Source organism: Pseudomonas sp. PS02302 (genome assembly GCF_029959585.1).
In the GTDB taxonomy this organism is placed as follows: Bacteria; Pseudomonadota; Gammaproteobacteria; order Pseudomonadales; family Pseudomonadaceae; genus Chryseomonas; species Chryseomonas aestiva.
Genome location: NZ_JASCON010000047.1, coordinates 33,702 through 41,142, shown reverse-complemented (window position 1 = coordinate 41,142; position 7,441 = coordinate 33,702). Strand labels below are relative to the sequence as shown.

7 protein-coding genes and 1 pseudogene are annotated in these 7,441 nt (G+C 67.3%); 7 read left to right on the top strand and 1 reads right to left on the bottom strand.

The features are described 5' to 3' along the window. Positions 1-102: 102 nt before the first annotated feature. From QMX82_RS16225 to QMX82_RS16200, 7 genes and pseudogenes are all read left to right on the top strand, one after another. Positions 103-1,131 (top strand): sugar ABC transporter substrate-binding protein, encoded by a 1,029-nt coding sequence (locus tag QMX82_RS16225; protein WP_208692496.1) that lies wholly within the window; start codon positions 103-105, stop codon positions 1,129-1,131. A 106-nt stretch (positions 1,132-1,237) separates the two neighbouring features. Then, entirely contained in the window at positions 1,238-2,320 is a 1,083-nt protein-coding gene (locus tag QMX82_RS16220; protein WP_282285398.1) for an ABC transporter permease, read from the top strand. Beyond that, positions 2,320-3,087: an ATP-binding cassette domain-containing protein gene (locus tag QMX82_RS16215; RefSeq protein ID WP_042137188.1), complete on the top strand. Its 768-nt coding sequence runs from the start codon at positions 2,320-2,322 to the stop codon at positions 3,085-3,087. Before QMX82_RS16220 ends, QMX82_RS16215 begins: the two co-directional genes overlap by 1 nt. A 169-nt stretch (positions 3,088-3,256) precedes the next feature. Beyond that, a pseudogene (locus tag QMX82_RS26070) lies at positions 3,257-4,285 on the top strand (HAMP domain-containing protein); the annotation flags it as partial. A 153-nt stretch (positions 4,286-4,438) separates the two neighbouring features. Continuing rightward, a complete protein-coding gene (locus QMX82_RS26065; RefSeq protein ID WP_411566960.1) occupies positions 4,439-5,143 on the top strand; it encodes a methyl-accepting chemotaxis protein in 705 nt (234 codons plus the stop codon). Positions 5,144-5,254: 111 nt separating this feature from the next. Continuing rightward, positions 5,255-6,613, top strand: coding sequence for a nucleobase:cation symporter-2 family protein (locus QMX82_RS16205; RefSeq protein WP_282285390.1), 1,359 nt, complete (start codon positions 5,255-5,257; stop codon positions 6,611-6,613). 122 nt (positions 6,614-6,735) lie between these two features. Continuing rightward, the gene (locus QMX82_RS16200) at positions 6,736-6,936 is read left to right on the top strand and encodes a hypothetical protein (RefSeq protein ID WP_007162082.1); all 201 of its coding nucleotides are present in this window, start codon (positions 6,736-6,738) and stop codon (positions 6,934-6,936) included. Here the strand turns inward: QMX82_RS16200 and QMX82_RS16195 are convergent. Beyond that, positions 6,933-7,427 carry a DUF523 domain-containing protein gene (locus QMX82_RS16195; RefSeq protein WP_282285386.1) on the bottom strand — a complete coding sequence of 165 codons (495 nt, stop codon included), beginning with the start codon at positions 7,425-7,427 and terminating at the stop codon, positions 6,933-6,935. The two genes, QMX82_RS16200 and QMX82_RS16195, sit on opposite strands and share 4 nt — an antisense overlap. Positions 7,428-7,441 lie beyond the last annotated feature (14 nt).

Here is a 7,441-nt window from a genome sequence, read left to right as displayed (position 1 = left end):
TTATAAACACACCGCTCCCCTCGCGCGCTGGGGTGTAACACGCTCACCCGCCCCGGGGGTGCGGCGGGCCGCGTTCCTGTCTCCGAACCCGAGCGCACAACAATGAAAAGAACCGTCTCCCTCGCGTCCTTCGCCGGTTGCCTGTTGGCTGCCGCCCTCGCCAGCGGCACCGCCCAGGCAGCCCCCGTTTCCGCCTGCCTCATCACCAAGACCGATACCAATCCCTTCTTCGTCAAGATGAAGGAAGGCGCCACCGCCAAGGCCAAGGAACTGGGGGTGACGCTCAAGGCCTACGCCGGCAAGATCGACGGCGACAGCGAAAGCCAGGTGGCCGCCATCGAGACCTGCATCGCCGACGGCGCCAAGGGCATCCTGATCACCGCCTCGGACACCAAGGGCATCGTGCCCAACCTGCAGAAGGCGCGCGAAGCCGGTCTGCTGGTGATCGCCCTGGACACCCCGCTGGATCCGGTGAGCGCCGCCGACATGACCTTCGCCACCGACAACCTGCTGGCCGGCAAGCTGATCGGCCAGTGGGCGCGGGAAACCCTGGGTGACAAGGCCAAGGACGCCCGGGTGGCCTTTCTCGACCTGAACGCCTCCCAGCCCTCGGTGGACGTCCTGCGCGACCAGGGCTTCATGCTTGGCTTCGGCATCGATCCCAAGGACCAGAGCCGTATCGGCGACGAGAGCGATCCGCGTATCGTCGGCCACGACGTGACCAACGGCAACGAAGAAGGCGGCCGCGCAGCGATGGAAAATCTGCTGCAGAAGGACCCGACCATCAACGTGGTGCACACCATCAACGAACCGGCCGCCGCCGGTGCCTACGAGGCGCTCAAGGCCGTGGGTCGCGAGAAGGACGTGCTGATCGTCTCCATCGACGGCGGTTGCCCGGGCGTGCACAACGTCGCCGACGGCGTCATCGGCGCCACCTCCCAGCAGTATCCGCTGCAGATGGCGGCGCTGGGCATCGAGGCGATCAAGACCTTTGCCGACACTGGCAAGAAGCCGACGCCCACCGAAGGCAAGAGCTTCGTCGACACCGGCGTGAAGCTGGTGACGGACAAGCCGGTCCCCGGCATCCAATCCATCGACAGCAAGACCGCCCTACAGAAATGCTGGGGCTGATGGCCTCTCGTCCAGGCTAGAGCAGATCGATCGCCCCGCCTGAGCGCCCGCCGCGACGGCGCGGGCGATCGACTCTTAGCCGCTTTCCCGCTCTCAGGAGATTGCCATGAGCGATCCGACCTCGCCCTCCCCGTCCGGCCAGCCCTTCGAACAGGTGCTCAAGCACAGTGCGACGGAGGTCGCCTCCTTCGCCCGTGACGAGCGCAGCTCGCTGGTCAAATTCCGTCACTTCCTGCATTCGCGCCCCTCGGCGGTCTCGCTGCTGGTGCTGCTGCTGTCGCTGTCCATCTTCGGTGCCCTGCTGGGCGGCAAGTTCTTTTCCGCCTTCGCCCTCACCCTGATCCTGCAGCAGGTCGCCATCACCGGCATCGTCGGCGCCGCCCAGACCCTGGTGGTGGTCACCGCCGGCATCGATCTCTCGGTAGGCGCCATCATGGTGCTGTCCTCGGTGGTCATGGGCCAGTTCACCTTCCGCTACGGCCTGCCGGTGGAGCTGTCGATCCTCTGCGGCCTGGCGGTGGGCACCCTGTGCGGCATGGCCAACGGCTGGCTGATCGCCCGCATCAAGCTGCCGCCCTTCATCGTCACCCTGGGCATGTGGCAGATCGTGCTCGCGGCCAACTTCCTCTATTCGCGCAACGAGACCATCCGCGCCCAGGAAATCGGCGCGACCGCGCCGCTGCTGCAGGTGTTCGGCGACAATTTCCGCCTGGGCGGCGCGGTCTTCACCTATGGCGTGATCGCCCTGGTGGTGCTGGTCGCCCTGCTCTGGTACGTGCTCAACCACACCGCCTGGGGGCGCCACCTCTATGCCGTGGGCGACGATCCCGAGGCCGCGGCGCTGGCCGGGGTCAACGTCCGCCGCATGCTGATCACCGTGTACGGGCTGTCGGGGCTCATCTGCGCCTTCGCCGGCTGGGTGCTGATCGGCCGCATCGGCTCGGTCTCGCCCACCGCCGGCCAATTCGCCAACATCGAGTCCATCACCGCCGTGGTGATCGGCGGCATCTCGCTGTTCGGCGGCCGCGGCTCCATCCTCGGCATGCTGTTCGGCGCCCTGATCGTCGGCGTCTTCGCCCTCGGCCTGCGGCTGCTGGGCACCGATGTGCAATGGACCTATCTGCTGATCGGCACGCTCATCATCGCGGCCGTGGCTATCGACCAATGGATCAGAAAGGCGGCCAGCTGATGACTACCGAACCCCTGCTCATGGCCCGTGGCCTGGTGAAGCGCTACGGCCGCGTCACCGCCCTCGACCATGCCGACTTCGACCTGCTGCCCGGCGAGATCCTCGCCGTGATCGGCGACAACGGCGCCGGCAAGTCCTCGCTGATCAAGGCCATCTCCGGTGCCCTGCGGCCCGATGAGGGCGAGATCCGCTTCGAGGGCCAGCCCGTGCAGTTCGCCTCGCCCATCGCGGCGCGGCGGGCGGGCATCGAGACGGTCTATCAGAATCTGGCGCTGTCGCCAGCGCTGTCCATCGCCGACAACCTCTTCCTCGGTCGCGAATTGCGCAAGCCGGGGCTGCTGGGCACCCTCTGCCGCACCCTGGACCGCAAGGAAATGGAGCGCATCGCCCGGGAAAAGCTCTCCGAACTGGGCTTGATGACCATCCAGAACATCAACCAGGCGGTAGAAACCCTGTCCGGTGGCCAGCGCCAGGGCGTGGCCGTGGCCCGGGCGGCGGCCTTCGGTTCCAAGGTGATCATCCTCGACGAACCCACCGCGGCGCTGGGGGTGAAGGAATCGCGCAAGGTGCTGGAGCTGATCCTCGATGTGCGCGCCCGCGGCATCGCCATCGTGCTGATCTCCCACAACATGCCCCATGTGTTCGAGATCGCCGATCGCATCCACATCCATCGCCTGGGTCGCCGGCTGACGGTGATCGATCCGCGCCAGCACTCCATGGCCGACGCCGTGGCGCTGATGACCGGCGCCCAGACGGTGGCCGCCTAGGCACAGGCCAGGCCCAGGGTTTCCCAGCCCACGGCTGAGCGGGAGACCCGGGGCCTGCCTGATCGCCCATGATCCGGCCCGACAGGAAAAACCTGACTGGCCGCTCAAGTTATCTCCGGCAGGCACCGATAAAGTCCGACAATTAATTAATTATCGGAGTCACCCCGCCGTGCCTGCCTTGTCGTTGAAACAGAAACTCTCGCTGTCTGCCACCGCGGCCGTCCTGGTCGTGGGGGTGGGTCTGACCGCCATCAACTTCTTCAATACCCGCACGGCGCTGGAAGCCTCCACGGTCGAGCAGCTGCAGACGGTCAGCTTCGTCTTCAACGGCGGGGTGCGCCAGTGGCTGGACGGCAAGGCCGCGGCGCTGGGCGCCCTGGCCGCCGACACCCAGGAGGCGAACCTCCCGGCCGGGCTCAATCAGGTCAAGAACTCCGGCGGCTTCGACAACGTCTTCTATGCCCGGCCTGATGGCAGCCAGGTCAATGCCAATGGCGTCCAGCTGCCGCCGGACAACAACGATCCGCGCAAGTGGCTGTGGTACCAGCAGGCGCAGCAGAATCCCGGCAAGGTGTTCTTTTCCATTCCCACCGTGGCGGCGGCAACCAAGCAGAATGTGCTGTCGCTGGGCTGGGCCCTGCAGTCGGCGGGCAAGACCACGGCGATCCTTGGCGTGGACGTCAGCATCAGCGACATCCTCGATCAGCTCAAGCGCGTGCAACTGCCGGGCGCCGGCAGCGCCGTGCTGGTCAACGGCCAGAACATCGTCCTGGGCCACGAGGACGCCGCCCTGCTGGCCAAGCCGATCACCGAGCTCTTTCCCCAGCTCGACGCGGACACCCTCCAGCGCCTGGCCCAGGCGCCCGGCGAGCGCCATGTCGACACCGTCGCCGGCCAGCGCCTCTATGCCGCGCCCATGAATCACAATGGCGAGACTCTGGTGATGATCGTCGACAGCGGCGTGCTCATGGCGCCGCTGCAACGCCAGCTGTGGCTCAGCCTCGCCATCCTGGCCGTGGTGCTGGGTGGCTCGCTGCTGCTCATCAACCTGCTGTGCAGCTATCTGCTCCGGCCCCTGGGCGTGGTCTCGAGCGGCCTGCAGGTGATCGCCGAGGGCCAGGGCGATCTGACCCGCCGCATCGCCGTGCAGAGCACCGATGAGGTCGGCGGTCTGGCCGGCCACTTCAACCAGTTCGTGGCCAGCCTGCACGGCCTGATCGGTGGCGTGCGCCAGCATGCCCAGAGCGTCGACGCCGAATCGCAGAAGGTCCTGCAACGCAGCGCCGCGGCCACCCAGGAGCTGGGTCGCCTGCAGCAGGAGATCACCCTGGTGGCCACGGCCGTTACGGAAATGGCGTCCGCCACCCAGGAGATCGCCCGCAATGCCGAGCAGACCGCCGAGGCCATCCGCCAGTCCTCCGACAGCACCGCCCAGGGCCTGACCCTGGTGCAGACCAGCAAGGAATCCATCAACAGCCTGGCGCGGGAAGTGGACGACGCCACCCGGGTCATTGGCGAACTGGACCATCACTCCCAGGCCATCGCCAAGGTGCTGGACAGCATCCAGAGCATCGCCGAGCAGACCAACCTGCTGGCGCTCAACGCGGCCATCGAAGCAGCCCGCGCCGGTGAGCACGGCCGGGGCTTTGCGGTGGTCGCCGACGAGGTGCGGACGCTGTCGCAGCGAACCCAGGCCTCGACCCGGGAGATCAACGAGACCATCGGCACCCTGCAGCAGATGACCCGCCAGGCGGTGCAGCGCATGGACAGCAGCATGGCCATCGCCGAGCGCAGCGTCGCCGACGTGGAACGCGCCTCCAGCGCCCTGGAAGAGATCGCCCAGAGTGCCGGCGTCATCTCCGAGATGTCCCTGCAGATCGCCACGGCTGCCGAGGAGCAGACCTCGGTCACCGAGGAGATCACCCGCAACGTCATCACCATCAAGGGCCTCGGCGACACCCTGGCCAGCGGCGCCGAGGATTCGGAACGCCAGTCGCGCTCCCTGCAGCATCACGCCGCCGATCTCAATCGCGACGTGGCCCGCTTCATCCTGTAACCCCTCAAACACAGCCGCCCCCCGGGCCGGCGGCTGCGTCCCGGCCGAAGACCCTGCGCCACGGGGCGGGCATCCGGTAAGATCGGCGCTTTTTCCGCGACGACTCCGCCCATGTCCCAGCCTTCCCGCTCCGAACTGCTCTATGGTCCCCACGACCGACCGCGCCCGCTGATCGCCCTGCTCGCGGCCATCCAGCACCTGCTGGCGATCATCGTGCCCATCGTCACCCCCGGTCTGCTGATCTGCCAGGCCCTGGGCGTCTCGCCGCGCGACACCAACCTGATCGTGTCCATGTCGCTGGTGATCTCCGGCATCGCCACCTTCGTCCAGTGTCGCCGCTTCGGGCCCTTCGGCGCCGGCTTGCTGATCGTCCAGGGCACCAGCTTCAACTTCGTCGGCCCGCTGATCGCCGGTGGCGCCCTGATGGTCAAGAATGGCACCCCGGTGGAAGCCGTGATGGCGGCCATCTTCGGCGTGGTCATGGCCGGTTCCTTCGTCGAGATGGGGGTGTCGCGGGTGCTGCCTTTCGTCAAGCGCCTCATCACCCCGCTGGTGACTGGCATCGTGGTCCTCATGATTGGCCTGACGCTGATCAAGGTCGGCCTGATCAGCATGGGCGGCGGCTTCGCGGCGCTGGGCAACGGCACCTTCGCCAATGGCGAGAACCTGCTGCTGTCGGGCACCGTACTGGCCACCATCGTGGTGCTCAATCGCCTTCCGTTGCGCGGTCTGCGCAGCAGCGCCATCGTCGTCGCCCTGCTGCTGGGCTACGCCCTCGCGGCCTGGCTGGGCAGGCTGAATTTCAGCGGCATGCACGAGGCCGCCTGGGTGCAGATCCCCCTGCCGCTGCACTTCGGCCTGGGCTTTTCCTGGTCGCTGTTCGTGCCCCTGCTGGTGATCTACCTGGTGACCTCGCTGGAGGCCATCGGCGACATCACCGCCACCAGCAAGGTCTCCCGCGAACCGGTGGAAGGTCCGCTGTGGATGCAGCGGATCAAGGGCGGGGTGCTGGTCAACGGCGCCAACTCGCTGCTGGCCGGGCTGTTCAACACCTTTCCCAGTTCGGTGTTCGCCCAGAACAACGGGGTGATCCAGCTGACCGGCATCGCCAGTCGCCATGTCGGTCTGTGGATCGCCGCCATCCTGGTCCTGCTGGGGCTGTTCCCGGCGGTGGCCGGGGTGATCCAGGCAGTGCCCGAGCCGGTGCTCGGCGGCGCGGCCATGGTGATGTTCGGCGCGGTCGCCGCCTCGGGGATCAACATCCTCGCCAGTGTCGAGCTGGACCGACGCGCGCTGCTGATCATCGCCGTGTCCCTGGCGCTGGGCCTGGGCATTTCCCAGGTACCGGAATTTCTTGCCCATATGCCGGCCGGCCTGAAAGCGGTACTGGAATCCGGCGTCGCCACCGGCGGCCTGTGCGCGCTGCTGATGAACTGGTTCCTGCCGGAGACGCCCAGAGCCGCCGACTAGAGCGAGCTTTTTAATCGGCGGGCTGAAGTTCCGCGCAGGGGTGCCGATAAGCCTGGCAAGTCACCTGTGGGCTCGCCGCGATCGTCGTTTCGATCGTGGGCGACCCACCCAGCAGAGCGCCCATGATCAGCCCGGATGTTCCTGTCGTTAAGGTCCCGCTGCGCGAATATGCCGTCCTGGCGCGTGCCATGGGCGCCACCGTCTTTGCCCAGAACCTCGAAAAGCAGCCGGGCGAACTGGTCGGCTGGCGCTTTCCCAAGGGCTGCTTCGTGCAGAAGGCGCATTTCCAGAGCCTGCTGGGTCGCCAGCCGGAGACCCTCTAGGCGTTGCCTTCCAGCGCCGCGAGCAGGCGCTGCGCCTCTTGCAGTTCGGTCTCGTTGAACACGGCGACGCCCGCGCGCTTAAGCGCCGCCGCCGTGACGCCCTCGCCAGCCACCCGGGTGCCGCTGAAGCTGCCGTCGTAGTTTTCCACATTGCCGCAAGACGGACTGCGCGCCTTGAGCACCGCCAGGCGGATGCCATGGCGCGCGATCAGTTCGAGCGCGGCGTCGGCCCCGGCGATGAAGGCCAGAGTCACGTCCTCTCCGCCATCGGTCAACACCGGCAGCCAGCCGTCCAGCACCGCGCCACCCTGGCCGCCGGGAATTTCCGCCGGCGGACGGGGCGTGGGCAGGCCACCGGCCACTTCCGGACAGAGCGGCACGACGCGGCCCTGCGCCTGCCAGACCGCCAGCAGATCGAAGGGGCCGTGGGCACCGCCGTCATAGCGCACCCGATGCCCCAGCAGGCAGCGACTCACCAGTATCTTTTCCATGCAGCCTCCCGGTC

Coding starts and splice junctions, on each gene's coding strand:
- QMX82_RS16220 (WP_282285398.1), top strand. CDS start 1,238: ATGAGCGATCCGACCTCGCCCTCCCCGTCCGGCCAGCCCTTCGAACAG.
- QMX82_RS16225 (WP_208692496.1), top strand. CDS start 103: ATGAAAAGAACCGTCTCCCTCGCGTCCTTCGCCGGTTGCCTGTTGGCT.
- QMX82_RS16195 (WP_282285386.1), bottom strand. CDS start 7,427: ATGGAAAAGATACTGGTGAGTCGCTGCCTGCTGGGGCATCGGGTGCGC.
- QMX82_RS16215 (WP_042137188.1), top strand. CDS start 2,320: ATGACTACCGAACCCCTGCTCATGGCCCGTGGCCTGGTGAAGCGCTAC.
- QMX82_RS16200 (WP_007162082.1), top strand. CDS start 6,736: ATGATCAGCCCGGATGTTCCTGTCGTTAAGGTCCCGCTGCGCGAATAT.
- QMX82_RS26065 (WP_411566960.1), top strand. CDS start 4,439: ATGGCGTCCGCCACCCAGGAGATCGCCCGCAATGCCGAGCAGACCGCC.
- QMX82_RS16205 (WP_282285390.1), top strand. CDS start 5,255: ATGTCCCAGCCTTCCCGCTCCGAACTGCTCTATGGTCCCCACGACCGA.